General features: G+C 66.6%; 22 protein-coding genes. 7 read left to right on the top strand and 15 right to left on the bottom strand.

The genetic code is table 11. The features are described 5' to 3' along the window. Window positions 1-14 precede the first annotated feature (14 nt). The gene (gene scpA / locus ABCN56_RS12965) at window positions 15-2,147 is read right to left on the bottom strand and encodes a methylmalonyl-CoA mutase (protein WP_343081209.1); all 2,133 of its coding nucleotides are present in this window, start codon (window positions 2,145-2,147) and stop codon (window positions 15-17) included. A 13-nt stretch (window positions 2,148-2,160) separates the two neighbouring features. Next, the gene (locus ABCN56_RS12960; protein ID WP_343081208.1) at window positions 2,161-3,075 is read right to left on the bottom strand and encodes a hypothetical protein; all 915 of its coding nucleotides are present in this window, start codon (window positions 3,073-3,075) and stop codon (window positions 2,161-2,163) included. A 123-nt stretch (window positions 3,076-3,198) separates the two neighbouring features. On the opposite strand from ABCN56_RS12960, the gene ABCN56_RS12955 reads away from it, so the two are divergent. Next, window positions 3,199-3,678 (top strand): DUF4174 domain-containing protein, encoded by a 480-nt coding sequence (locus ABCN56_RS12955; protein ID WP_343081207.1) that lies wholly within the window; start codon window positions 3,199-3,201, stop codon window positions 3,676-3,678. A gap of 4 nt (window positions 3,679-3,682) precedes the next feature. Here the strand turns inward: ABCN56_RS12955 and ABCN56_RS12950 are convergent, their stop codons facing one another. The 9 genes from ABCN56_RS12950 to ABCN56_RS12910 all read right to left on the bottom strand — a co-directional run bounded on the left by ABCN56_RS12950 (window position 3,683) and on the right by ABCN56_RS12910 (window position 15,256). Further along, window positions 3,683-5,278, bottom strand: a complete 1,596-nt coding sequence (locus tag ABCN56_RS12950; protein WP_343081206.1) for a hypothetical protein — start codon at window positions 5,276-5,278, stop codon at window positions 3,683-3,685. After that, entirely contained in the window at window positions 5,275-6,960 is a 1,686-nt protein-coding gene (locus ABCN56_RS12945; protein WP_343081205.1) for a hypothetical protein, read from the bottom strand. Before ABCN56_RS12945 ends, ABCN56_RS12950 begins: the two co-directional genes overlap by 4 nt. A gap of 68 nt (window positions 6,961-7,028) precedes the next feature. Further along, the gene (locus tag ABCN56_RS12940) at window positions 7,029-8,606 is read right to left on the bottom strand and encodes a hypothetical protein (RefSeq protein ID WP_343081204.1); all 1,578 of its coding nucleotides are present in this window, start codon (window positions 8,604-8,606) and stop codon (window positions 7,029-7,031) included. Beyond that, entirely contained in the window at window positions 8,591-9,517 is a 927-nt protein-coding gene (locus ABCN56_RS12935; protein WP_343081203.1) for a hypothetical protein, read from the bottom strand. The genes ABCN56_RS12940 and ABCN56_RS12935 overlap by 16 nt, the downstream gene beginning before the upstream one ends. Before the next feature lie 16 nt (window positions 9,518-9,533). After that, window positions 9,534-11,534, bottom strand: a complete 2,001-nt coding sequence (locus ABCN56_RS12930) for an acetyl-CoA carboxylase biotin carboxylase subunit (RefSeq protein ID WP_343081202.1) — start codon at window positions 11,532-11,534, stop codon at window positions 9,534-9,536. A gap of 120 nt (window positions 11,535-11,654) precedes the next feature. After that, window positions 11,655-11,855, bottom strand: coding sequence for a hypothetical protein (locus ABCN56_RS12925; protein WP_343081201.1), 201 nt, complete (start codon window positions 11,853-11,855; stop codon window positions 11,655-11,657). 325 nt (window positions 11,856-12,180) lie between these two features. Further along, complete coding sequence (locus ABCN56_RS12920; protein ID WP_343081200.1) at window positions 12,181-12,564, bottom strand: hypothetical protein; 384 nt, start codon at window positions 12,562-12,564, stop codon at window positions 12,181-12,183. 754 nt (window positions 12,565-13,318) lie between these two features. After that, a complete protein-coding gene (locus ABCN56_RS12915; protein WP_343081199.1) occupies window positions 13,319-13,720 on the bottom strand; it encodes a DUF6497 family protein in 402 nt (133 codons plus the stop codon). A 3-nt stretch (window positions 13,721-13,723) separates the two neighbouring features. Then, window positions 13,724-15,256 carry an acyl-CoA carboxylase subunit beta gene (locus tag ABCN56_RS12910; protein WP_343081198.1) on the bottom strand — a complete coding sequence of 511 codons (1,533 nt, stop codon included), beginning with the start codon at window positions 15,254-15,256 and terminating at the stop codon, window positions 13,724-13,726. A 185-nt stretch (window positions 15,257-15,441) separates the two neighbouring features. Here ABCN56_RS12910 and ABCN56_RS12905 point away from each other — a divergent pair, with 185 nt between their 5' ends. From ABCN56_RS12905 to ABCN56_RS12895, 3 genes are read left to right on the top strand one after another with little or no spacing between them, the layout of a single operon-like run. Beyond that, complete coding sequence (locus ABCN56_RS12905; protein ID WP_343081197.1) at window positions 15,442-15,792, top strand: DMT family protein; 351 nt, start codon at window positions 15,442-15,444, stop codon at window positions 15,790-15,792. 47 nt (window positions 15,793-15,839) lie between these two features. Continuing rightward, window positions 15,840-17,054, top strand: coding sequence for a multidrug effflux MFS transporter (locus tag ABCN56_RS12900; protein ID WP_343081196.1), 1,215 nt, complete (start codon window positions 15,840-15,842; stop codon window positions 17,052-17,054). A gap of 56 nt (window positions 17,055-17,110) precedes the next feature. Next, complete coding sequence (locus ABCN56_RS12895; protein ID WP_343081195.1) at window positions 17,111-18,511, top strand: helix-turn-helix domain-containing protein; 1,401 nt, start codon at window positions 17,111-17,113, stop codon at window positions 18,509-18,511. Between the two features lie 75 nt (window positions 18,512-18,586). Here the strand turns inward: ABCN56_RS12895 and ABCN56_RS12890 are convergent, their stop codons facing one another. Beyond that, on the bottom strand, window positions 18,587-18,826 hold the full coding sequence (locus ABCN56_RS12890) for an HP1242/YdcH family protein (RefSeq protein ID WP_343081194.1): 240 nt from the start codon (window positions 18,824-18,826) through the stop codon (window positions 18,587-18,589). 247 nt (window positions 18,827-19,073) lie between these two features. On the opposite strand from ABCN56_RS12890, the gene ABCN56_RS12885 reads away from it, so the two are divergent. Together ABCN56_RS12885 and ABCN56_RS12880 are read left to right on the top strand one after the other, a co-directional pair. After that, complete coding sequence (locus ABCN56_RS12885; RefSeq protein WP_343081193.1) at window positions 19,074-20,201, top strand: aminodeoxychorismate synthase component I; 1,128 nt, start codon at window positions 19,074-19,076, stop codon at window positions 20,199-20,201. Next, entirely contained in the window at window positions 20,171-20,797 is a 627-nt protein-coding gene (locus tag ABCN56_RS12880; protein WP_343081192.1) for an aminotransferase class IV family protein, read from the top strand. Before ABCN56_RS12885 ends, ABCN56_RS12880 begins: the two co-directional genes overlap by 31 nt. Here ABCN56_RS12880 and betA read toward each other — a convergent pair. From betA to betI, 3 genes are all read right to left on the bottom strand, one after another. Then, window positions 20,794-22,443, bottom strand: a complete 1,650-nt coding sequence (betA, locus tag ABCN56_RS12875) for a choline dehydrogenase (protein WP_343081191.1) — start codon at window positions 22,441-22,443, stop codon at window positions 20,794-20,796. The two genes, ABCN56_RS12880 and betA, sit on opposite strands and share 4 nt — an antisense overlap. A 157-nt stretch (window positions 22,444-22,600) precedes the next feature. Further along, window positions 22,601-24,055: a betaine-aldehyde dehydrogenase gene (gene betB / locus ABCN56_RS12870; RefSeq protein ID WP_343081190.1), complete on the bottom strand. Its 1,455-nt coding sequence runs from the start codon at window positions 24,053-24,055 to the stop codon at window positions 22,601-22,603. Beyond that, complete coding sequence (betI, locus tag ABCN56_RS12865) at window positions 24,052-24,633, bottom strand: choline-binding transcriptional repressor BetI (RefSeq protein WP_343081189.1); 582 nt, start codon at window positions 24,631-24,633, stop codon at window positions 24,052-24,054. Before betI ends, betB begins: the two co-directional genes overlap by 4 nt. 208 nt (window positions 24,634-24,841) lie before the next feature. Here betI and choX point away from each other — a divergent pair, with 208 nt between their 5' ends. Continuing rightward, window positions 24,842-25,771: a choline ABC transporter substrate-binding protein gene (gene choX, locus ABCN56_RS12860; RefSeq protein ID WP_343081188.1), complete on the top strand. Its 930-nt coding sequence runs from the start codon at window positions 24,842-24,844 to the stop codon at window positions 25,769-25,771. Window positions 25,772-25,811: the final 40 nt, after the last annotated feature.

The following is a 25,811-nucleotide window of genomic DNA, read 5'->3' as shown; positions in this document are numbered from 1 at the left end:
GAAAGACGAAGGTCTCAGGCGGCCCGAGCCTCGCGGATGAGCCGAAGGATATCCTTCGCGGCCGAGGGGATGTTCGTCCCCGGCCCGAAGATCGCCTTGACGCCGGCCTTCTTCAGGAAGTCGTAGTCCTGCTGCGGGATAACGCCGCCACAGATCACGATGATGTCCTCCGCGTTCTTATCCTTCAGCGCCTCGATCAGTTTCGGCGCGAGCGTCTTGTGCCCCGCCGCCTGCGAGGAGATCCCGACCACGTGGACGTCGTTGTCCACCGCGTCCTGCGCGGCCTCCTCGGGCGTCTGGAACAGCGGCCCCACGTCGACGTCAAAGCCGATATCGGCGAAGGCCGTGGCGATGACCTTGGCGCCGCGGTCATGGCCGTCCTGACCCATCTTCACCACGAGCATTCGAGGCCTGCGGCCTTCTTCCTCCGCGAAGTTCTCGACGTCCTTCTGGATCGCCGCGAAGCCCTCGTCGCCTTCGTAGGCCGAACCGTAGACCCCCGCGAGGGTCTTAACCTCGGCCCTGTGACGGCCGAAGACCTTTTCCATCGCCATGCTGATCTCTCCTACGGATGCCCTTGCCCGCGCGGCCTCGACGGCCGCCTCCAGAAGGTTCCCGCCCTCGCGCGCACGGCGTTCGAGTTCGGCAAGCGCCGCCTCGCAGGCCGCCGCGTCGCGGGTGCCACGAACCTTCTCCAGCCGCGCGATCTGCGCCGCGCGGACCTTCTGGTTGTCGATGTCGAGGATGTCGATCGGCTCCTCTTTCGAGAGGCGATACTTGTTCACCCCGACGATCACTTCCCCGCCCCGGTCGATCATGGCCTGCCGTCGGGCGGCGGATTCCTCGATCCTGAGCTTCGGCATGCCCGAGATGACAGCCTTCGTCATGCCGCCCATCGCCTCGACCTCCTCGATCAGCGCCCAGGCCTTTTCGGCGAGCTCCGCCGTGAGGCTTTCGACGTAGTAGGAGCCCGCCAGCGGATCGACGACCTTCGTCACGCCCGTCTCCTCCTGGAGGATGAGCTGGGTGTTCCTCGCGATACGTGCCGAGAATTCGGTCGGCAGCGCGATCGCCTCGTCGAGAGCGTTCGTATGGAGCGACTGGGTGCCACCAAGCACGGCCGCCAGCGCCTCGTAGGCGGTGCGGACGACGTTGTTATAGGGGTCCTGCTCCTGAAGGCTCACGCCCGAGGTCTGGCAATGGGTGCGCAACATGAGGGAGGACGGCTTCTTCGGATTGAACTCGGACATGATCCGGTGCCAGAGGAGCCGTGCCGCGCGGAGCTTCGCGGCCTCCATGAAGAAGTTCATGCCGATGGCGAAGAAGAACGACAGCCGCCCGGCGAAGGCATCCACGTCCATGCCGCGGGCGAGCGCGGCGCGTACGTATTCGCGCCCGTCGGCGAGCGTGAAGGCAAGCTCCTGCACCAGGTTCGCGCCCGCCTCCTGCATGTGGTAGCCGGAGATCGAGATCGAGTTGAACTTCGGCATCTCGGCGGCCGTGTATTCGATGATGTCTGCGACGATCCGCATCGAAGGCTCGGGCGGATAGACGTAGGTGTTCCGCACCATGAATTCCTTCAGGATGTCGTTCTGGATCGTGCCCGACAGCGCGGCGCGGTCCACGCCCTGTTCCTCGCCGGTGACGATGAAGTTCGCAAGGATCGGGATCACCGCGCCGTTCATCGTCATCGAGACGGAGATCTTCTCGAGCGGGATGCCGTCGAAGAGGATCTTCATGTCCTCGACGCTGTCGATGGCGACGCCGGCCTTGCCCACGTCACCCACGACGCGGGGATGGTCGCTGTCGTAGCCACGGTGCGTCGCGAGGTCGAAGGCGACGGAGACGCCCTGTTGCCCGGCGGCGAGAGCCTTGCGGTAGAAGGCGTTCGATTCCTCCGCCGTGGAGAAGCCCGCGTACTGGCGGATGGTCCAGGGGCGGCCCGCGTACATCGTCGCACGGGGGCCGCGCGTGAAGGGCGCGAGGCCCGGAAGCGAGCCCATATGGCCGAGACCCGCCGTGTCGGCCTCCGTGTAGAGAGGCTTCACGTCGATACCCTCGAGCGTGTTCCAGGTCAGGGAAGCGAGCGGGCGGTCCCGCAGTTCCTTCCCGGCGAGCTTGACCCAGTCCGCGTGTTTGTCCGTCATCACCTTGTCCTTCCTACTCTCCGGTCATGCCGCAAGGGGCTGCGCCCATGCTCCCGGTAACTTCACTTTCGATGAAACTCATTCCCGGCAGGGTTCCAGAACGGAACCAGGCCAGATCTTCGGCATAGTGTTGGCCGAGCGTCGCGCGCTCGGATTCCGAAAAGGGCATCCAGCGCCCTTCGCCCGCCCCGATGGCGGCCGCAGCCCCCGGCTCTCCGCGCCGCGCAAGGCGGCGGCGAAGCGTCGGCCGGTCGGGCGAGGCGTTGCGCGGCGCGAGGTCGGGGGAGACGCCGGAGGGCAGCGGCGCGCCTTCCGTGAGCGCGTGGAACTGGCGAGTGGCGTAGCCGCCGAGGCTCTCGAAGGGCCAGACCGTGAGTGTCGCCTCGGGGAAGGCCCTGCGCGTGGCGCGGGCGACGTCGGTCCAGCCGTGCCGATTGCGCAAAAGCGCCTGCAGTCTGCTCGCGTCGGGCATCGCGCCGCCGCGACCGACCGCAAATGCGAGGGTAGAGGACCACCAGTCCCCGTACCCACGGATCGACAGGGCCACGCGGGTCACGCGTCCACCGAACGCCTCGGCGATGCGGACGAGGCGCGGCGCGGCGTCGGGATAGAGGCTCGCCGTGAGGAGGTTGTTGCGGATCGAGCCGGGCATGTTCTCCTCGGACACGATGAGGCGGGTCATGCCGGAAGCCTCCAGCAGCCGGATCTCTTCCGCGATCCGCGCCGCCGACAGATCGGCCGCCCTCTCCACATCGCGGGTGACCTTGGCCGGGTTCTTGATGAGCCCCTCGAAGAGCCCGACGCGCGTGCGTTTCGGCCCCCAGACCGCCGTGCCCGCCGCCGCAAGCGGTCCGGCGTTGGCCGCCATCCAGTGCTGGAGCGACGAGGTGCCGGTGCGATGCGCGCCGATATGGAGGATGATCTCCACCGGGGTCACCTCCCCCCCGGTCGATCGGTCGCGGCAACCCGGAGTGATTTCTCCGCGATTCCGGGCTTTTGCTGTTTGGCCCCGGCCCGCCGCTGTCCTATATCGGGATCGAAAGGGAGGACGATGACAAGGTTCATGTTGTTCGCGGCACTGGCTTTATGGCCCTTTGCCGCCATCGCACAGGAAGCCGGAGCCGACGCCCCGGCGGACCCGGCTGCGGAAGAGCAGCCGGCAGGTTTCCAGCCCATAGTCGCAGACGGCGTGAACCTCGACGATTTCCTGTGGCGCAACCGCGTCGTCGTCGTCTTCGCGCAGAGCGAATTCGACCCCGCCTTCGGCGAGCAGATGCGCAATTTCGAGGCCCGCTGGCCCGAGATGGAGGAGCGCGACGTCGTGGTCATCACCGACACCGACCCGGCCGCGATGTCCTCCGTTCGCCAGAAGTTGCGCCCGCGGGGGTTCCAGCTCGTCCTCATCAGCAAGGACGGGGTCGTGGTCCTGAGGAAGCCGTTCCCCTGGGACGTGCGCGAATTGTCCCGTGCGATCGACAAGCTGCCCCTCCGACAGGAGGAGATCAGGCTGAAACGCTCCGGCTTGCAGTGACGGGTCATCCGCGCGGCTCCGCGAACGTGAAGACGGAACGGTCAGGCAGCGTCGGCGCGAATTCGCGGAGCGCCTCGGTCAGTTCCGGAACGAGTTCGGGGCTTGTGGCGTAGAAGGTCACGACCCAGCCCCCGAGAACCGCGCGCGGGATCCTGAGGTCGAGCGAGCCGAGCTTCACCCAATCCTCGCCGACATAATCGCCGACCCAGCTGTCGTAGACCATCGCGACACCTACGCCATGTTCGGCGGCAAGCGTCCCAACCCAGCGCGGGTCGTCTCCGGTCAGGCGCAGTTGACGCGCCTCGTCAGAGGCCAGCCCCCAGAGATCGAGGACATAGTGCGGATTGCCCCAGGCCACCCGACCGATATCGTTCACGGCCACGGGACGGTGGGCGAAATCCTGCGCGAAACGCGCCATCTGGCCCTGCTGCAGATGGATGCCCAGAGATGCCCAGCGCCCGCTCTGGAGAGCCGTCACGAGGTAGTAGCTGCCGCCCGCGAGGGTGAGGACGGCAAAGATGGCCGCAATCGGTCGGCAACCACGCGCGTTCGCCCCGGCAAGCCCGAGGATCGCGGCAAGGCCAAGGACCAGCGCGCCGAGAATGTAGATCTCGTACCGGTTGAGCCAGCCGACGAGGCCGAGCCCCATATGCGCGAGCCCGGAAAAGCCGATCGCATAGCAGAAGAGCCTCAGGTCGTTCCGCCCCCCGGCACCGAGGAGCGGCGCGGAGGCGAGCGAAAGGAGCGACAGCCCGAGGATGATCCAGCCCGGGAACTCGGTCAGGTTGAGTAGCATCGTCGCCAGAAAGCGCGCGGGCAGGCCATATTCCTCCGTCCCGGGAAGTGCGAGCTTCGCATTGACGGAGTTCGGCAGCGGGTCGAGGCCCAGCGAGAGCAGAAAACCCACGAAAGCCAGAGCCGGGATCAGCGCCGCGAACCCGAGGAGGAAGCCCGCCCGCCAGCGGCCCAGCACCGCGACCATGCCCGCCGCCGACAGCGCGAGCGCGAGCCCCTCGAGCCGGAACGCCGGGGAGAAGAAGACCCCGAGTAGGAGCGCGGGGCCGATCCGCCCCTCGATCACGAAGCGGGTGAGGCCGCAGACGATCGCCAGCGTCGCGGCGAGGTGCAGCGTATGCTCCATCCCCGTATAGGCAAGGCCGTAGGCGTTGACCGCCAGGGGCCCCAGCGCCGCGAGCGCGATCCCGGGCCATGCCTGCGTCATCCGGCCATACCCCGCGAGCGCAAGCGTCCGGCCCCAGAGGAAGGCGGCGAGGATCAGCCCGACCGCGTTCCAGGCGACGGGCAGGAAACGGTGCGCTTCGGTCCCCGCGAAGGGCGTGAGCAGGAACGGATAGAGCGGCGAAGACGCGGCCGAGGCGAATTCGCCTTCATTGATACCGTACCCGCCGCGCGCGATTTCCTCGGCCATCGAAAGATGGATGTAGACGTCGTCCAACGGGTATTCGAAATATCCGCCGGTCGAAAGAAAGGCCGTTACCTCCATCCCCAGGAAAGCGAGAAGCGCCGCCGCCACCGCGATGAGCGGCAGGCTGACCGAAGTCCCCCGCGTGCCGGTGCTGCCCATCGTCATTTCTGTCATCTGCCTGCTCCAGTTTCTTTTTCGAGAGCGCCGAGCCATGCGAGCCGTCGTGTCGACCCAAGCCCTGCCTCGTCCAGTTTCACCTCTCCTTCGTACCGGAATTCCACGCCTTCGGGCAAAGTCGGCCGGAACCGCTCGAGAGCCTCGAGAAGCGCGGGAACCTCGTCGGGCGAGGTTGCGTAGAAAGATATCGACCAGTCCCCGAGGCGGGACGGCTCTGTCGCGACCGCAAGCTCGCCCAGCCGGACCCAGTCTTCGCCGGTGTGCTGTCCGATCCAGCTGTCCAGAACCATCGCCAGCCCGACCTCCGCCCGCGCCGCCAGCGTTCCCGCCCAGCGCGGGTCTTCGCCTTCCAGGCGAAGATGTCTCGCCTCGTCGGAGGCAAGACCCCAGAGGTCGAGGACGTAGTTCGGGTTGCGCCAGCTGACGTGCCCGATGTCATTCACGGCAACGGGCGCCTCGACGTATTCCCGCGTGAAGCGCGCCATCTGCGCGTGCAACTGCCACAACAGTTGCGGCGCCCATACGACCCTCGTTGCCGCATCATGTGCATAGAACCCGCCGGCCAGTGCCGTCATTACGGCCAGAGGAAGCGCAATGGCCGCCCTTCCGCGCGACGACACGCCGCTGCCTTGCCCGGCCAGCCCGAGGATCGCGGCGAGCCCGAGAACCAGCGCGGCGAAGATGTAGATCTCGTAGCGGTTCAGCCAGCCCACGTGGCCAAGGCCCATGTGCGCGAGCCCGGAAAAGCCGATCACGTAGCAGTACAGCCGCAGATCGGCCCGCCCCTCGCGACCGAGGATCGGCGCGGCGGCAATCGACAGAATAGAGAGACCGAGGACGACCCAGCCCTGGAGCTTTTCCAGGTTCAGCATCAGCGTGGCGACGATGCGCGTCGAGAGGCCGTAATCTTCACCGGCGGCCACCGCAAGCTTCGCGGCCACGGAATTCGGCAGCGGCTCGAGGCCCAGCGCGACAAGAAAACCCGCGAAGGTAGCCACCGGGAGCAGCGCTGCGAATCCCAGCAGGAGGCCCGCCCGCCATCGGCCGAGCAACGCGACCATGCCCGCCGCAGAGAGCGCGAGCGCGAGCCCCTCGAGCCGGAAAGCCGGGGAGAGGAGGACCCCGAGAACGAGCGCCGCGCCGATCCGCCCCTCGACCACGAAGCGGGTGAGGCCACAGATGATCGCCAGTGCCGCCGCGAGATGCAGCGTGTGCGCCATCCCCGCATAGGCGAGACCGTAGGCATTCACCGCCAGCGGCCCCAGCGCCGCGAGCAAGATGCCGGGCCAGATCCGCGTCATCCGGTCGTACCCGGAGAGCACGAGCGTCCGTCCCCAGAGAAAGGCGGCGAGGATCAGCGCGAGCGTGTTCCAGAGAAGCGGCAGGAAACGCTGCGCCTCGGTCCCGGCGAAGGGCGTGAGGAGGAACGGATAAAGCGGCGACGATGCCGCCGAGGCATATTCGCCCGTGTTGATCCCGTAGCCGCCAAGCGTGATCTGCTCGGCGATCGAAAGATGGATGTAGACATCATCCAGCGGGTACTCGAAATGACCGCCGGTAGAGACGAAAGCCGTTACCTCCATCCCCAGGAAGGCGAGGAGTGCCGCCGCCACCGCGATGAGCGGCAGGCTGACCGAGGCGCCCTGCGTTCCGGTTCTGCCCATCGTCATATCCGCCATCTGGCCGCTCCCACCGGCTCCCGATGCCCTTTGTTGCCACCGTCCGCGACGAAGTCCCTCCCCCCTCATCACGCCTCTCCCTCGAAGTGGAAGACCACGCCGTCGGGCAGTGTCGGCACGAATGCGTGGAGCGCCGCCGTCAACTCGGGCACGAGCACGGGCTCCGTGGCGTAGAAACTCACCTCCCAGTCACCGAGAATGCCGCGACGGTTCATGAGTTCGAGCTTGCCGAGCCGAACCCAATCCTCGCCCACGACATCGCCGAACCATTTGTCGTAAATCATCGCGAATCGAACGCCGGCTCCGCTCGCCAGCGTGCCCGCCCAACGCGGATCAGTCCCCGAAAACCCCATCTCCAGAGCCTCGTCCGAGGCGAGGCCGAAGAGGTCGAGCACGTAGTCCGGGTTGCCCCAGGAGACGCGGCCAATGTCGTTCACCGCCACCGGCCCGCCGACATAGTCCTGCGCGAAGCGGGCCATCTGCGCCTGCTGAAGATGGATCGCCAGCGGAGCCCAGCGACCATTGCGGGCCGCCTGGTCGCCGTAGAAGCCGCCGCTTGCGACCAGGAGGAGCGCGAGCGCGGCTCCGGCAAGGATGCGCGGGAAAGCCCGCGTTTCCGAAAGACCGATGATGGCTGCAATACCCAGCGCCAGGGTGGCGAGAATGTAGACCTCGTAGCGGAACGGCCAGCCGACACGGCCGCCGGCGAGCTGGGCAAGGCCGGACAACGCAAGGGCGTAGGCGATCAGGCGAAGCCCCGCGCCATAGCGTTCGCCCCGTCCCACAAGCGGGGCGACGATGAACGCCAGGACCGAGAGTGCAAGCAGTATCTGGCCAGGCACCTCGGCCAGGTTGATCCGGATCCAAGCCAATACGCGGGTCACCGCGTCGGCGTCCGTTTGAATCTGAAGGCCCAGCTTCGCCTCGATCGAATTCGACACCGGACTGAGTCCGATCGATACGAGGTAGGCCGAAAAGACCACCGCCGGGATCAGCGCAAGAAAAACAAGGAGAATGCCCGCCCGCCGGCGCCCCAGAAAGAAGACCACGCCGGCCGCCGAAAGCGCGAACGCGAGGCCCTCCAGCCGGAGCGCGGGGGATAGAAAGACACCAACGACAAGCGCAGGACCGATCTGGCCCTCGGTCACGAAGCGAACGAGGCCCATGAGGATCGCGAGGCTGGCCGCGAGGTGGAGCGTGTGTTCCATCCCCATGAAGGCAAGGCTGGGGGCGTTGACCGCGAGAAGGCCGAGCGCCGCGAGCACGAGGCCCGGCCACGAGGGCCGGTCGTCGAGCGCATACCCCGAAAGTTCGAGCGTACGCCCCCAAATCCATGCGGCGAGGATCAGGGCGAAAGTGTTCCAGAGAAGCGGCAGGAAACGCTGCGCCTCGGTTCCGGCGAACGGGGTCAGCAGGTAGGGGTAGAGCGGCGAGGAGGCGGCCGAGGCATATTCACCCGTATTGATTCCGTAACCGCCCTTTGCGATCTGCTCGGCCATTGAGAGGTGGATATAGACGTCGTCGAGCGGATATTCGAACACTCCGCGCGTCGAGATCAGGGACACGATCTGCAGCAGCAGGAAGCCCGCCAGAGTGGCCAGGATCGACAGCGCAGGCAGGCTGGGGATCCTCACCCCGGCGCGCATTCCACCCTCCCCTTTTCGAGGAGCCGGACACGCCCGCTCAGCGCGGCTATCCGGGCGAGGTCGTCGCGATATCGCGCCTCCATCGCCGTCGACTCGCTGGAGGAGAACCGCGGCGGTGCCGCCGGAACCGTCCCGCGCAGTGCCTCCAGGCGCTCCTTGAGCGCTTCGGGGGAGATGCCGGGTTCACCTTCGCGGATCCGGTGGATCAACTCGCAATCGGCCCCGTCGCCCGCGGTGTTGATGCGGCGCGCGATTGGGTGGAGGCCCTCCGTCGTCGCGCGGCCGAGAAGCGCCGCCGCGATTCCGGGCATGTCGTCTTCGAGGTCTTCCTGCCGCCATAACAGGATTTCGGCCTTGGGGAAGACAGTCATTATATCCCCGACCACGTCCACCCAGCCGCGGGGTGCCGCCGCCAGGGCCGGCGCGAGGTCGGAAAACCGCGGTAACGGGTGGCGTCGAAGGACGTAGACGTAGGACGAAAGCCAATAACCCGCGTAGCCGCGCAGAGCGAGGCCGATCCGTCGAGGTTCGAAAGGGAGGACCGATGCATAGGCGGTCAGCCGGTCGGCGACGACCGGATAGAGAGACGCCTCCATCAGGCATTCGCGCATTGGTCCGAGCATGTTCTCCTCGGACAGGAGAAGGCGCTTCGCCCCGGCCTCCTCCGCCGAGGCGAAGCGGCGCGCGACCTCGGCCCTGATCCGGTCGAGCCGCTTTCCCGCGCCCGCATCGTCCATGAGCGAGAGGGCGTAGAGAAGCGGCGTCGAGGCGAGCCCTTTCAGCGCGCGCTGTGTCTTGTGCGGCCAGATCGACAGACCCTCGGCGGCGAGCATCCGCTCGCCGCGCATCAGGCAGCGGATCAGGGCGGTCGACCCCGTGCGATGCGCGCCAAGATGGAGGATCAGATCCAAACCGTCGTCTCTCCGCTTATTCGAACTCCATGATCACGTCGTCGACCTTGAGGCTCTGGCCCGCGATCGCGGCGATGCGCCGAACGACGGCTTTCTTCTCCGCGCGCAGGATGTTTTCCATCTTCATCGCCTCGACCGTGCACAGTGCCTGGCCCTCCTGCACCTCCTGCCCCTCTTCCACGTTGATGCGAACGATGAGGCCCGGCATCGGGCAGAGTAGGAAACGCGAGGTGTCCGGCGGCAGCTTCTCGGGCATGAGGCCAGCGAGTTCTGCCTGACGCGGCGTGCGGACGTGGACCTTGAGGTCGGCGCCGCGGATGCGAAGCCGGAAGCCCGAGGGGATCTTGCCCACCTTGAGCACGACGCGCGTTCCGTTCACGTCTAGCCGCGCGAGGCTCTGCCCCGGAACCCAGTCGGACGACACGCGGTATTCGCCGCCGTCCCCAAAGCGGACGGTGGCACCCTCGCGGTCGGCCTCGATGGTCAGGGGGAAGCTCTGCCCCTGCAGCGATACGACCCAATCCTCGCCGACATGCCTTTCGTGGTTGTCCATCCGCCCCGAGATGCGGGCGCGGCGGATTTCGGCCACGCGGTGCATCGCGGCGGCGGAGGCGGCGACCCGGCGAAGGATGTCCTCGCCCAGTTCGACGCCCGCGAAGCCCTCGGGATATTCCTCGGCGATGAAGGCCGTGGTCATCGCCCCCTCGACGAAGCGGGGATGATCCATCACCGCGGAGAGGAAGGGAAGATTGTGGCCGATGCCCTCCACCTCGAACTCGTCGAGTGCCTGGCGCATGCCCTCGATGGACTGCGCCCGCGTCGGAGCCCAGGTGCAGAGCTTCGCGATCATCGGATCATAGTACATGGAGATCTCGCCGCCCTCGTAGACGCCCGTGTCGTTGCGCACGACGCCGCGCGTGTCGGCCGCCTCCGCCGGCGGGCGGTACCGGGAGAGCCGGCCGATCGAGGGAAGGAAGCCGCGATAGGGGTCCTCGGCGTAGAGCCGGCTTTCGATCGCCCAACCGTTGATCTTCAGGTCCTTCTGCGCGAACGGGAGCTTCTCGCCCGCCGCGACGCGGATCATCTGCTCCACCAGGTCGACGCCGGTGATCAGTTCCGTAACCGGGTGCTCCACCTGCAGGCGGGTGTTCATCTCGAGGAAGTAGAAGTTCTTCTGCCCGTCCACGATGAACTCGACAGTGCCCGCCGAGGTGTATCCGACGGCGCGCGCCAGCGCGCATGCCTGTTCGCCCATGGCCTTGCGCGTGGCCTCGTCGAGGAAAGGCGAGGGCGCCTCCTCGATGACCTTCTGGTTCCTGCGCTGGATCGAGCATTCCCGTTCGTGCAGATAGACGCAGTTTCCATGCTTGTCGGCCAGAACCTGGATCTCAATGTGACGCGGCTGTGTCACGAATTTCTCGATGAATATCCGGTCGTCGCCGAAGGAGGACGCCGCCTCGTTCTTCGAGGACTGGAAGCCCTCGGCCGCCTCCTCGTCGTTCCAGGCGATCCGCATGCCCTTGCCGCCGCCGCCGGCGGAAGCCTTGATCATCACGGGATAGCCGATCTCGCGGCTGATCTTCACCGCCTCCTCGGCGTCCGCGATGAGACCCATGTAGCCCGGCACCGTGTTGACGCCCGCTTCCATCGCGATCTTCTTCGAGGTGATCTTGTCGCCCATCGCCTCGATCGCCGGCGACGGCGGGCCGACAAAGGTCACGCCCTCCTTCTCGAGAGCTTCGGCGAACTTCATGTTCTCCGAAAGAAAGCCGTAGCCGGGGTGCACCGCCTCCGCGCCGGTGTGGCGGATCGCGGCCATGATCTTGTCGATGACGATATAGGACTGGTTCGCGGGCGGCGGGCCGATATGGACCGCCTCGTCCGCCATCTGGACATGCAGCGCGTTGCGGTCAGCGTCGGAATAGACGGCGACCGTCCCGATACCCATCTTGCGGGCCGTCTTGATGACACGGCAGGCGATTTCGCCGCGGTTGGCGATCAGGATCTTCTTGAACATGCTGTCCCCTTGCGGAAATCGCGCCGGGGTTCGCCCCCGGTCGCGGAAACGAAAACGCCACCGGAGCGGCGAGCTCCGGTGGCGTCATGAAGATTGGCCTGGGGCCGAAGCCCGGCCGGATCAGCGGCAGAGTCGGACGTCGTCGCAGAGCGCGCCGCCAGCAGCGCCGGCAGCAGCGCCGGCGAGAACGTTGGCGTCGAAAGCGTCGGCGACGACCGCGCCGGCAGCCGCGCCGGCGAGAGCGCGCTCGCTATCGGTTTCGAGGCAACCGGAAAGACCGGTCGCGATGGCGAGGGCGAGAACGAGTTTCGTGATCCGCATGATAAGCTGCCTCCAGCAAGGGTTGTTATGCGCGGGAGTTTTACTGCATTCGCGGCGGACGAAAACAAGATTCGACACGCTTCGCCGCCATAGGCGGCGCTTTGCCGACCGCGCCGGCTACCCGGAAAAGGCGGCCTGACCCGAAAGGGGCCAGGCCTTAGGGAAGGGGAAGGGTAACGGTTTTTGCAAACCAAGGCGGGGTCGTTGCTGGAGGAACCCGCCCCACAGCCAGAATGGCCGTGGAAGCCTTCGCGATCAAAGACGAATTCGCGACCCGCGAAGCATCCGGCAGGAAGCTGCCGTTTCTCCGGCGGGGTCAGCGGATTCATGCCCAATCCTCGTCGTCTTCGTCCCATTCCTCCTCGGATTCGAAAACCTCCGGGAAGGCGGCCTGTGCGCGCGGCAGGTCGATTCTCAGCAGAGCGTCATAGCTTTCGGCGTCGAAGTCCGGCCCGGCCGGCACCACTTCGCGGCCGAAGAGCCACGACAGTCGGCCCGCGTCCAGGTTGCCGCGCTCGAACGGCTCCTCTCCGAAATGGTCCCACAGAGCGGCCATGAAGGCAGCATCCGCGCGCCGGTCGGCGGGACTCCGGTCCTTGAAACGCTCACGGGCGAAGATCCGTGTGGCGCCCTTCGGGTTCGCCCGCCGGATGGTGAACTGGTAATCAGTCCCGGGCAGCCTGCCCGGGAACCCACGATGCTTCAGCATGGCCCCCCTCCTTGGGAGAAAAGGGCCGGGCCGATATCAGCGGGCTGCCCCAGTCGGTTGTCTGGCCGGAATGGGCCGGTCGTTGCCGTCTTCATCGCGGGGCGGTGGTTGCGGGCAGATGAACGGCGGAATTCCGGGGATTTTTCCGTTGATCTCGGGCCGGCCTGCTTCGCGGAAGAGATCCTCGCAGATCGGCGGTTCTTCCAGAGAGATGCTGGAAAGCGGCTGCCGGAGCAGTCGCGACTCGGCAATGGCTTCGCCGAACGCAATGCCAGCGGGGCTAGGCACGATTGACTCGGGAGCGAATGACTCGGGCGCGAACGGAGCAGCGGCGTTGCGAATGCGCCCGATCTCAGGCAGTCGGAAGACTCCCCGGGGCGAACGTCAATACCGGGCGACTGAGCGACGCCCGACGCACAGACCAACCTGCACGTGGTGAATGGGGCGGGCTGTCCGGCCCGCCCCAGCCGGGTATCAGTACTTGCCGGTCTGAACAGGCTCGACCGTGACCGGCTCCGGAGCCGGCTCGGGCTGCTGGGCGCAGGCGGCAACAAACGCGACGAGCGCGACGGCAAGGAGGGCTTTTTTCGACATTTTGAACTCCATTCAAGTTTCTTGGCGCACCACGATGGATTGGCACGCCGCCTCAGGTCTGATCTTCTCGCAACCGGAGCGCCGTTCCACGGAATCATATCCACCAAGTATAGTAAAGGGTATCCCGCAAGCACCGCGTAGAATTCCGTGTTGCCGATCATCAGAATGCCTCCCATACGCAGATGCCATCGACGGGGCGGAATGCCTCGAAGAACTGCGTCGCTTCCGGGTCGGCCTCTCCGAACGGAACGGGCCGGTCGGAGAGCGAAATGATGACTTGCTCGGGCTGCGGACCGGGATTTGCGATCCGCGGCAGCGCATAGGTATCGCATAGGAATGCCATGTCGGCGAGAGCATCCTCCGCGCTCACGGTGCCGCCGTCACGCGCGATCGCCGGAGCCAGGAAGCGGAAGCGGATCGTGAACCCTTCAGGCCCCGGCGCGGTGTTCACCGTGTCGACGTAGGTCACAGCCTGCCCGGAAGGAACCTCGATGAGGTCCTCCGCGTGGGCTGGCGCCGACGCGAGCGTCAGCGCGGCCAGGCTGCGTCCGAGACGGTGCATCGATCAGAGCGGGATGTTGTCGTGCTTCTTCCAGGGGTTCGAAAGCTTCTTGTTGCGCAGCGACGCGAAGGCGCGGGCGACGCGCTTGCGGGTCGAATGCGGCATGATGACCTCGTCGATGAACCCTTTCTCTGCGGCGACGAAGGGATTGGCGAAGCGGTCCTCGTAATTCTTCGTCCGCTGCGCGATCTTGTGGGCGTCGCCGAGTTCGGAGCGGTAGAGGATCTCCACCGCGCCCTTTGCGCCCATCACCGCGATCTCCGCCGTCGGCCAGGCGTAGTTGAAGTCACCCCTGAGGTGCTTCGAGGCCATGACGTCGTAGGCCCCGCCGTAAGCCTTGCGGGTGATGACCGTTACCTTCGGAACCGTCGCCTCGCCGTAGGCGAAGAGAAGCTTCGCGCCATGCTTGATGACGCCGCCGTATTCCTGGCCCGTGCCCGGCAGGAAGCCCGGCACGTCTACGAAGGTCAGGATCGGGATTTCGAACGCATCGCAGAAGCGCACGAAGCGCGCGGCCTTGCGTGAGGCGTCGATGTCGAGGCAACCCGCCAGCACCATCGGCTGGTTCGCGACCACGCCGACGGAACGCCCTTCGATCCGGATGAAGCCGGTAACGATGTTGGCGGCGAAGTCTTTCTGGATCTCGTAGAAGTCGCTCTCGTCCGCGACCTTCAGGATCAGCTCCTTCATGTCGTAGGGCTGGTTGGGGTTATCCGGGATCAGGCTGTCGAGGCTCATCTCGAGCCGCGCAGGATCGTCGAAGAACGGCCGGACAGGGATCGGGCTGCGGTTCGACAGCGGCAGGAAATCGATCAGGCGACGGATTTCGGAAAGCGCCTCGACGTCGTTCTCGAAGGCGCCATCGGCGACGGAGGACTTCCTCGTGTGCGTCGACGCACCGCCAAGCTCCTCCGCCGTCACGATCTCGTTCGTCACGGTCTTCACGACGTCGGGGCCGGTGACGAACATGTAGGACGTGTCCTTCACCATGAAGATGAAGTCGGTCATCGCTGGCGAATAGACCGCGCCGCCCGCGCAGGGGCCCATGATGACGCTGATCTGGGGGACGACGCCGGAAGCCATGATGTTGCGCTGGAACACCTCGGCATAGCCCGCGAGCGAGGCGACGCCCTCCTGGATCCGCGCCCCGCCGGAATCGTTGATGCCGATCACCGGGGCCCCGTTCTGCATCGCCATGTCCATGATCTTGCAGATCTTCTGGGCATGGGTTTCGGAAAGCGAGCCCCCGAAGACCGTGAAGTCCTGGGAGAAGACATACACCTGCCGGCCGTTAACGGTGCCCCAGCCCGTGACCACGCCGTCGCCCGCGGGGCGGTCCGCCTCCATCCCGAAATCGGTGCAGCGGTGCGCCACGAACATGTCGAACTCCTCGAAGGAGCCCTCGTCGAGCAGAAGCTCGATCCGTTCGCGTGCCGTCAGCTTGCCCTTGGAGTGCTGCGCCTCGATCCGGCGCTGGCCGCCACCCATACGTGCGGTCGTGCGGCGGTCTTCCAGCTGTTGCAGGATGTCCTTCATGGTCCCTCCCGAGAATTTCGGGGCAGACTATATCCTTGCAGCCGCGCGGCAAAGCGGTTTTGGGAAAATTTGCATAGTATTGGCAAGAGGTTTGCTGCGAATTGCAAATCCGCAAATTCAACCCTCTGGCGAAGCGCCGCAGCATGCCGTAGCAAATCGGAATTCTCCACGCGTAGAGGCCATCCGTGTCGCTTCCCGTTCCGCTCCTCACCATCGGGCTCCTCCTCGCCTCGAACGTATTCATGACCTTCGCCTGGTATGGCCATCTGAAGTTCAAGGCCGCACCACTCCTCGTCGTGATCGTCCTGAGCTGGGGCATCGCCTTCTTCGAGTATGTCCTTCAGGTGCCCGCGAACCGCATCGGGCACGGGCATTTCTCGGCCGCGCAACTGAAGACTATCCAGGAAGTCATCACCCTGTCGGTTTTCGCCATCTTTTCATGGACCTACCTCGGCGAGCGCATCACCTGGCAGCACGGCGTCGGCTTCACCCTGATCGCGGGTGGCGCCTGGTTCATCTTCCACGACTGGGGCTGAAGCGTTTCCTGGTGGACAATGCGCGGGCCCGGGTCTAGCTGTCGGCAATGACCACGCTTCCGCAGGCGCGGATATTCGACCGCGCGACGCCACCGCACATCATGACGCTGGTGCTCCTCGCAGGGCTGTCGGCGCTGTCGATGAACGTCTTCCTGCCGTCGCTGCCCGGAATGGCGCGTTACTTCGGCGCGGATTACGCGGTCATGCAGCTGTCGGTGTCGGCCTACCTTGCCGTCAGCGCGGCGCTGCAGCTTGGGATCGGCCCCGTGTCGGACCGCTACGGCAGGCGGCCCGTGATCCTTGGCTCACTTGTGCTCTTTGCGCTCGCGACGATCGGCACGTTGTTCGCCCCGACGGCGGGCTGGTTCCTCGCGTTCCGCATGGCACAGGCCGTCGTCGTCGCCGGGATGGTCCTGTCACGCGCCGTCGTTCGGGACATGGTACCGGGGGCGCAGGCGGCCTCGATGATCGGCTATGTCACGATGGGAATGTCGCTCGTCCCGATGATCGGCCCGATCATCGGCGGCGCGCTAGACGAGACCTTCGGCTGGCAGGCCAACTTCTCCCTGCTTCTGGTTCTCGCCGTCGCCGTCGGCGCGCTGGTCTGGAGCGACCTTGGCGAGACCTCGCAGCGGTCCGGCGCCTCCTTCGCCACCCAGATGCGGCAATACCCGGAACTCATTGCGTCGCCCCGATTCTGGGGTTACTGCCTTGCCGCGACGTTCTCCTCCGGAGCCTTCTTCGCCTATCTCGGGGGAGCGCCCTTCGTGGGCGACTCGGTCTTCCACCTCTCCCCGTCCGAGGTTGGCTATTACTTCGCCGCGCCGGCGATCGGCTACGCCTTGGGGAACTTCATCTCCGGCCGGTTCTCCGTTCGCATCGGGCTCGACCGGATGGTCCTCGTGGGTTCGGTGATCTGCTCGGCCGCCCTGGCCCTCGCAATGATCGCAGACCTCGCGTTTCCGCCGCATCCGCTGCTGTTCTTCCCCTTTGTCGGGATCATGGCCATAGGAAATGGCCTCACGTTGCCGAACTCGAATGCCGGGATGCTGTCGGTCCGGCCGGCGCTCGCGGGCTCCGCCTCCGGCCTCGGCGGCGCCATGACGATCGGCGGCGGCGCGGCGCTGTCGGCCCTCGCCGGCGCGCTGCTGAAACCCGGCTCGGGCGCGATGCCGCTTCTGGTCATCATGACCGCCTCCGCGGCCGCCTCCGTTGCGGCGATCCTCCTGGTGATCCGGCGCAATCGGCGGCTCGGCCTCTGAGGCTTGCGGGCACGGGTTTGCAAAGCTAGCTTTGCAGCGGCAAACCGGAGGCGCACATGGCCACGCAGAAACTCTACGCCGGGGCCAAGCTGCGCGAGACGCGGCAGAGGCTCGGCCTGACGCAGAAGGCCTTCGCCGAGAAGCTCGGCGTTTCGCTCCCCTATCTCAACCAGATGGAAAACAACCACCGCCCGGTCTCGGCCGCGGTTCTGCTGGCGCTGGCGGGAGAGTTCGGGCTGGACGTGACCGAGCTTTCGACCGGCGACGCCGAAAGGCTGGTCTCCGACATGCGCGAGGCGCTGGCGGACCCGGTCTTCGCCGACGCCGCGCCACCTCTCGCGGACCTGAGGCTCGCCGCCTCGAACGCTCCGGCACTCGCCCGGGCGTTCCTCGAACTCCATCGCGCCTACCGGCAGACGCATGAACGCCTCGCCTCGCTCGACGAGGCGCTCGGTCGCGAGGACGCGGCCACCATCGCTTCCCCCTGGGAAGAGGTGCGCGACTTCTTTCACTATTGCGACAACTACATCGACGCGGTCGACCGCGCAGCGGAACGTTTCGCAGCGCCCGACGGCGACCGCCTCGACCCGGAGGGACGGGCGCGGGACGTCCTGGCGGTGAAAGGGGTGGACTTGCAGTTTTCGAACGATCCGACGCTCCGGAAGTTCGACAAGATCAACGGAATTCTCACGATTTCTGCAAATGCCTCGCCCGCGACGCGGCGCTTCCAGATCCTGCACCAGGTCGCCCTCATGACCCAGAACGATCTTCTGGAGGCGACGCTGGACCTTGCGCGGTTCCAGTCCGACACGGCGCGCGGCATCGCCAAGATCGGCCTGGCGAACTACTTCGCCGGGGCGGCGCTCTTGCCCTATCGTGCGTTCCTGGAAGCCGCGCGGGAAACCAGGCACGACCTCGAGCGCCTTGCCGACCGCTTCGGCGCCTCGATCGAGCAGGTCGCGCACCGGCTGTCTACGCTCCAGCGCCCGGGCGCCAAGGGCATCCCCTTCTTCTTCGTGCGCGTCGATCAGGCCGGAACGATCACGAAGCGCCACTCCGCGACACGGCTCCAGTTCGCCCGCTTCGGCGGGGCCTGCCCGCTCTGGAACGTTCACCAGGCATTCGAGACCCCGACGCGCTTCCTCCGCCAACTGGCCGAGACCCCGGACGGCGTGCGCTATCTCTGCCTCGCCCGGGACGTATCGAAACCCGGTGGAGCGTTCCGCGCCCCGGTGCGCCGATACGCGATAGGACTTGGATGCGAGGTGAGCCACGCGCGCGACCTCGTCTATGCGGACGACCTCGACCTGACGAAGGCGGCCGCCTTCGAGCCGATCGGGATTTCGTGTCGGATCTGCGAACGGAAGGATTGCCACCAGCGATCGGTGCCGCCTCTCGAACGGCGGCTCGACGTGAACCCAGATCGGCGCGGACTCCTGCCCTACGGGATCGCCTGACCCCGCAAGCCTTCCTCACTGTTGGCGGAAAATCTTCTGGGTGTGCGGGGGGCAGACAGCCCCCCGCGGCTCCGGTCAGGCCTCTGCCAGCATCCGGGCGATTTCATCCTTCAGCGCTGCGCGGCGCTTGCGCATCTCGACCTCTGCGAGCTGCTCCACGGGCTCCACGTTGGTCTCGGCCCGATGCACCTCCCGGTTGATCCTGTGGTACTCTTCCATCAGTTCCGCGAAGTGGTTGTTCGACACCTTCAGCTCGTGGATCTTGTCGACCTGGTTCGGAAAATCCTCGGCCAGTTCATGCGGGACGTGTGACATCGCGTGTCTCCTTCAGTCGTGTTCCGAACCGACGCTATCCGCACGCGCGTGCGCGGACTTTGACACGCATCAAACGGGAATGATTGTTCGACGGCTCCGGAACCGCGCCGGTGTCTCGACTGCACGCCGAAGTGACGGAACCGGGCTTGCCTCCCGGCCACCCGAGGCAGAGATTGCGCCGCGAATCCCTCGGCAGCGGAATTTGCGCGCCGGCCCCTTGTTCGAAAACAGACCGACCACGAATCCGATGATCCTTGTCGAACACGGCCCCGGCGGCCGGCCCGCGCTGTTCAACGATCCCGTCGAGGTGATCCGCGCCGACGACCCAGAAGAGGTCGGCGCGGCGCTTTCGGCGCTCGAAGCCGCTCTCGGGCGGGGCGCCTTCGTGGCGGGATTCGGCAGCTATGAACTGGGCTATGTCTTCGAACCCCGGCTCCTGCCGCTCCTCCCGGCGTCGCGCCGTCTGCCGCTTCTCCACTTCGGCGTCTACGACGCTCCCGAGGCCGCCGATCCGGCACTCGATCGGGCCGAGACCGAGGCGGGCGCGGCCGGGCTCTCAACTCCCGAGCCGATCTGGGATGCGGCGGCGCACGCCACCGCGATGGCGCGGCTTCTGGCCTATGTCCGCGCGGGCGACCTCTATCAGGCGAACCTCACGATGCCGATGCGCGCCCGATGGTGGGGAACTCCGATTGGCCTTTACGGCGCGCTCAGGCGGCGGCAGGCGGTGGGCCACGGCGCCTGCCTCGTGCTGCCGGGCCTGCCCGCCATCGTCTCGCGCTCGCCGGAACTCTTCTACTCGACCGACGCGCTGGGGCGGATCGAGACGCGGCCCATGAAGGGCACAGCCCCCCGCGGCCGGGACGGGTCGGAGGACGAGGCCCTTCGCGCGGGTCTCTCCGCAAGCGAGAAGAACCGGGCCGAGAACCTGATGATCGTCGATCTCTTGCGCAACGACATCTCGCGGATCAGCCGCGTTGGCTCCGTGCGCGTGCCTGGCCTCTTCGAGGTCGAGACCTATGCGACGGTCCATCAGATGACCTCGCGCGTCACCGGCCACCTGCTGCCCGGCACCGGCCCCGCAGAACTCATCCCGGCGCTCTTCCCCTGCGGCTCCGTGACCGGCGCACCCAAGATCCGCGCGATGCAGATCATCCAGGAACTCGAAGCCGGGCCGCGCGACATCTACTGTGGCGCCATCGGCTGGATCGGTCCGGATCGATCTTCGAGCTTCAACGTCGCGATCCGGACCCTGACGCTCTGGCCCGACGGAAAGGCCGATCTTGGCGTCGGCGGGGGCGTCGTGGCGGATTCGACGGCCGAAGGCGAATACGAGGAGGCACTGTGGAAATCCCGCTTCGCCCAGACGGCGTAAGGCTGATCGAAACCTTCGGCTGGGATGGCACCCGCTTTGCCCGGCTCGACCGCCACCTCGCCCGCGCGCGGGCCGGGGCCGCGCGGCTCGGTTTCGCGTGGAATGACGACGCGGTGACCTCCGCGCTTTCCGGGATCGGTGGCCCCGAACCCCTCCGCGTTCGGCTGACGGTCGGCGCCTCCGGCGATGCCGAAGCGACGGTGGCGACGTTGGCACCCGCCGCTTCGCTCTGGCGCGTCGCCGTGGCTGCCGACAGGCTTTCTTCGGACGACCCCTGGCTTCGTCTCAAGACGACGCGGCGCGCACTCTACGACCGGTCGCGCGCGGCGCTGCCAACAGGTATCGACGAGTTCCTTTTCCTCAACGAACGCGACGAGCTCTGCGAGGGAACGATAACGAACATCTTCTTCGACCTCGGAGAAGGCCTCATGACGCCGCCCCTCGCCTCGGGATGCCTGCCCGGCATCCTCCGCGCCGAGCTTGTTGAAACCGGCCGGTGCCGCGAGGCGGCGCTTCACGCGAAAGATATGCCAAGGGCCCGCCTCTGGGTCGGCAACGCTCTGCGAGGCCTCATCGCGGCGGAACTTTCAGGCTAACGCTGCGCCTCACGCCAGCGCGGATTGATCCAGGGCTCGAGGTTGTCGGGCGGAAGCATTCCCTTCCCGAGGATGTGGTCCGCCACCTTCTCGCCCACCATGATCGAGGGCGCGTTGAGGTTGCCGTTCGTGATGCGCGGAAAGACCGAACTGTCGGCGACCCTCAGGCCCTCGACCCCGATCACCCGAGCTTCCGGGTCCACGACGGCCATCGGATCGTCGCGCTGGCCCATCCGGGCAGTGCCGCAAGGGTGATAGGCGCTTTCGGCATGCTCTCGGATGAAGGCGTCGATCTCATCGTCCGTTTCGACACCTTTCCCGGGCTGGATCTCGTTCCTGACGAAGGGTTCCATCGCTTGCTGGGCGAATATCTCTCGCGTGAGGCGGATGCAGGCGCGGAACTCTTCCCAGTCGTCGGGATGCGACATGTAGTTGAACCGGATCGACGGGGGCGCCTTCGGGTCCGGCGAGCGCAGCGTCACCCAGCCGCGCGATTTCGACCGCATCGGCCCGACATGGGCCTGGAACCCGTGCCCCTCGGCCGCGGCCCTGCCATCGTATCGGACCGCGATCGGCAGGAAGTGATACTGGATGTCCGGATAGTCCACGCCGGCGGCGGACCTGATGAAGCCCGCGCTTTCAAACTGGTTCGAGGCGCCGAGCCCGGTTTTCGTGAAGAGCCACTGGGCGCCGATCAGCGCCTTCCCCCAGAGGTTCCAGTATCTGTAAAGCGTGACCGGCTGGCGCGAAGCGAACTGCATGTAGACTTCCAGATGGTCCTGCAGGTTCCCTCCGACGCCCGGCCGATCCGCCACCACCTCGATCCCGTGTCCGGCCAACTGGGCGCCGGGGCCGATGCCAGACAGCATCAGGAGCTTCGGCGTGTTGATCGAAGAGGCCGACAGGACCACCTCCGCTCGGGCGCGAATGACCTCGACCCGCCCGCCGCGTTCCACCTCGACGCCAGTCGCCCGGCCGTTCTCGATCACCACGCGAAGAGCGAGCGCGCGGACGAGGCGGCAATTCGGACGCTTCAGCGCCGGGCGGAGGTAGGCGTTTGCCGCCGACCAGCGGCGGCCGCGCCAGATCGTCGCCTCCATCGGCCCGAAGCCTTCCTGCTTCTCGCCGTTGTAGTCCGCGGTCAGCTGGTAGCCCGCCTGCCGGCCGGCCTCGACGAAGGCGCGGAACAGCGGGTTCCTGCGGGGGCCGCGCGTGACATGCAGCGGCCCGTCCGTCCCGCGCCACCCGCTTTCGCCACCCCCGTGCCAGGTCTCCATCCGCCGGAAATAGGGTAGAACGTCGGCGTAGGACCAGCCGGCCGCGCCCGCCTCGGCCCAATGGTCGAAATCGCGCGCATGGCCCCGGACAAAGACCATGCCGTTGATGGAGGAGGAGCCGCCGATCACCTTGCCGCGCGGCGTTACAAGGACCCGGCCGTCAAGATGCGGCTCCGGTTCGGTCTTCAGGCCCCAGTCGTAGAGACCCATGTTCATCGGGTAGGACAGCGCAGCCGGCATCTGGATGAAGGGTCCCGCGTCCGAGCCGCCATGTTCGACGACGATGACCTGCCTACCAGCCTCCGAAAGCCGGTAGGCCAGCGCGCAACCCGCCGATCCCGCGCCGATGATGACATAATCCGCGTCCATTCCCGCCTCTTCCGGCCGGGCCTTCCGCCCCGCCCCGTTCAACTTCCATGCGCCCGGCCGCCCCTCGCCCGACCGCCGCCGAAGGCGGCCCGGCCCAACCCGAGGCGGCGCGTCAGCGCCAACGAGGGGCGGGAGAACCCCGCCCCGGCTTGACGCCTCAGTAGGGCGCCTCGATCGGGCCCATGCCCACGTAGACCGACTTCACCTGCGTGTAGTGTTCGACCGCCGCGCGTGAATTCTCGCGCCCGACGCCGGAAAGCTTCACGCCCCCGAAGGGCGCCTCGACCGGTGTCAGGTTGTAGGCGTTGATCCAGGTCGTCCCGGCCTGCAGCGCGCCCGCCACCCGGTGGGCGCGGGCCATGTCCGCCGTGAAGACGCCGCCCGCGAGGCCAAATTCCGTGGCATTGGCCCGGGCCACGGCCTCTTCCTCGCCATCGAAGTCGAGAACGGCCATCACGGGACCGAAGACTTCCTCCCGCGCTATGGTCATTTCGTCGGTGACGTCGGCGAAGACCGTCGGCTCGACAAAGAAGCCGCTGTTCATCGGCCCCCGCCCGCCGCCGGTGACGAGACGCGCGCCCTCGCTTCGGGCGGTCGCGATGTATCTCATGACTTTCTCAAGCTGGGCCTCGCTCGCAAGGGGCCCGAGTTGCGTGGCTTCGTCCATTGGATCGCCCATTCGGATCGCCGCTGCCCGAGCCTTGAGGCGGTCGAGAAAACGGTGCTTGATGGCCCGCTGGACAAAGACGCGCGTACCGTTCGAGCAGACCTGCCCGGCCGAGTAGAAGTTGCCGAGCATCGCCGCACCGACCGCGTCCTCGATGCTTGCGTCCTCGAAGACGATCAGCGGCGACTTGCCGCCCAGTTCCATCGTCACGTGCCTTATGCCCTCCGCCGCAGCCGCGTAGACCTTCTGGCCGGTCGGCACGGATCCCGTCAGCGAGACCTTGGCGACGCGCGGGTCCGTCACCAGCCGGGCACCGACGCCTCCCCTGCCCTGCACCACGTTGAAGAGCCCGGGCGGAAGACCCGCCTCCGTCAGGATCTCCGCGAGCTTGAGGGCTCCGAGGGGCGTGACCTCCGATGGCTTGAAGACCATCGCGTTGCCAAGCGCCAGGGCGGGCGCGGCCTTCCAGCAGGCGATCTGGCTTGGGTAATTCCATGCGCCGATCCCGACACAAAGGCCCAGCGGCTCGCGCCGCGTGTAGACGAAGTCGCGGCCGAGGGGGATCGTCTCGCCCGTCACCGTCGGGGCAAGCCCCGCGAAGTATTCGATCGCCTCCGCGCCCGAAGGCCAGTCGGCGACAAGTGTTTCCTGGATGGGCTTGCCGGTGTCGAGCGTCTCGAGTTCGGCAAGCTCGCGCCCCCGCTCGCGGATGATATGGGCGGCGCGGGACAGGATCCGCCCGCGCTCGACCGGGCGCAGCGCCGCCCAGTCCTCCTGTGCGCGACGGGCCGAGGCGATCGCGGCCTCGACGATGCCGGGGGTGGCCTCGTGGACCTGCGCGATGACCCCGCCCGTGGCCGGGTAGATCACGTCGATCTTGGAGCCGGCGCGATCCTCGACATAGTCGCCGTCGATGTAGTGACTGGCCTTGGGTTGCGCCTTCATTGCGTCCCCCCAAGCTCTCTTTCGAGGTAGTCCATCACCCTCTCCGCCGCCGCCTTCCCGTCGGGCGTGCCTTCTCCCAACGCCTGGCGGATGTAGACTCCATCGATCAGCGCGCCCGTACCCTCGGCCAGCGCCTCCGCACGATCGCCGACCAGCGGGCGCAAGGCGAAGAGCAGGTTCGACCGCAGCCGGCGCTGGTACACGGACAGAAGCCGCCGCGCCTCGGGCACAGTCTGCGCGAGGACGTAGAAGTTCAGCCAGGCGCCGATCACTTCGCGCCGGAAGCTGCCGGGCGCGAAGCTTGCCCGCACGATGGCGCGTACGCGCTCCTTCGGGCCCTGCGCCGCGGCGAGCGCGCCCCGGACCTCGGCACCGTAGAGCGTGAGGATGTGGCGCATCGCGGCGAGGAATATCTGCTCCTTCGAGCCGAAATAGTGGTGGGCGAGCGCCGAGGACATCCCCGCCCGCCGGGCGATCTGCGCCACCGTGACGTCAAGGGACCCGGCGCGCCCGATCTCCGCGATCGTGGCCTTCACGAGCGCGGCCTTCCGGATTGGCTCCATCCCGATTTTCGGCATCGTAACTTCCCTGCGATTCCCAGGATTCAGGGCTACGAAAGGTTTATTGATGCGTCAATCAATAAAACAGCTCGCCTACGGCCTTTGCCTCGGCGCGTTGATCGTCTACGCTGGCGCGGACTGGCCGCAAGGCATCGGAAAAAAACCTTGCCAGAGCGGCTTACCCGCGTTTATTGACTAGCCAATCAACAAAACAGGGAGCCCCGCAATGACACTCCGTTCCACCCTTCTCGCCGCAACCGCCGGCATCGCCCTCGCCGCGCCGGTCCATGCGGCGGGCTGCGACACGGTGACTTTCTCGGACGTCGGCTGGACCGACATCACGGCGACGACGGCTGTGACATCGCTGATCGTCGAGGCTTTGGGCTATGGCGCCGAAACGAAGGTCCTGTCGGTCCCCGTCACCTACACCTCGCTCGCGGAAGGTGACATCGACGTGTTCCTCGGCAACTGGATGCCGACGATGGAAGGCGACATCGCGCCCTACCGCGAAGCCGGGACCGTCGACACCGTGCGCGAAAACCTCGAGGGCGCGAAATACACGCTGGCGACGAACGGCAAGGGCGCCGAGATCGGCATCACCGATTTTGGCAACATCGCGGATCACGCGGACGCGCTCGACGGCAAGATCTACGGCATCGAAGCCGGCAACGACGGCAACCGCCTGATCCTCGACATGATCGCGGCCAATGCATTCGGGCTCGAAGGGTTCGAAGTCGTGGAAAGCTCCGAACAGGGGATGCTTGCCCAGGTCGCCCGCGCCGACGAGCGGGGCGAGCCGGTGGTGTTCCTCGGTTGGGAACCGCATCCGATGAACTCCAACTTCGAGGTGACCTACCTCACCGGCGGGGACGACTATTTCGGCCCCGACCTCGGCGGCGCGACGGTCTACACCAACACGCGGGCCGGCTACGTGGAGGAGTGCCCGAACGTCGGGAAGCTCCTGCAGAACCTGAAGTTCACGCTGGCCATGGAGAACGAGATCATGGGCGCCATCCTGAACGACGGTGCGCAGCCCGAGGCGGCCGCCAAGGCATGGCTTGCCGCGAACGCCGACACCCTCGGTCCCTGGCTCGAAGGCGTGACGACCAAGGATGGCGGCGACGCCATGGCCGCGGTGACCGCGGCGCTGCAGTAAGCACGATGACCGCGCGGCGCCGGGGATCGACCCCGGCGCC

It is taken from the genome of Ostreiculturibacter nitratireducens, from assembly GCF_032670585.1.
GTDB classification, from domain to species: domain Bacteria; phylum Pseudomonadota; class Alphaproteobacteria; order Rhodobacterales; family Rhodobacteraceae; genus Ostreiculturibacter; species Ostreiculturibacter nitratireducens.
Note: the sequence above shows the minus strand (reverse complement) of the source record. Positions and strands in the feature narration are given on the sequence as shown.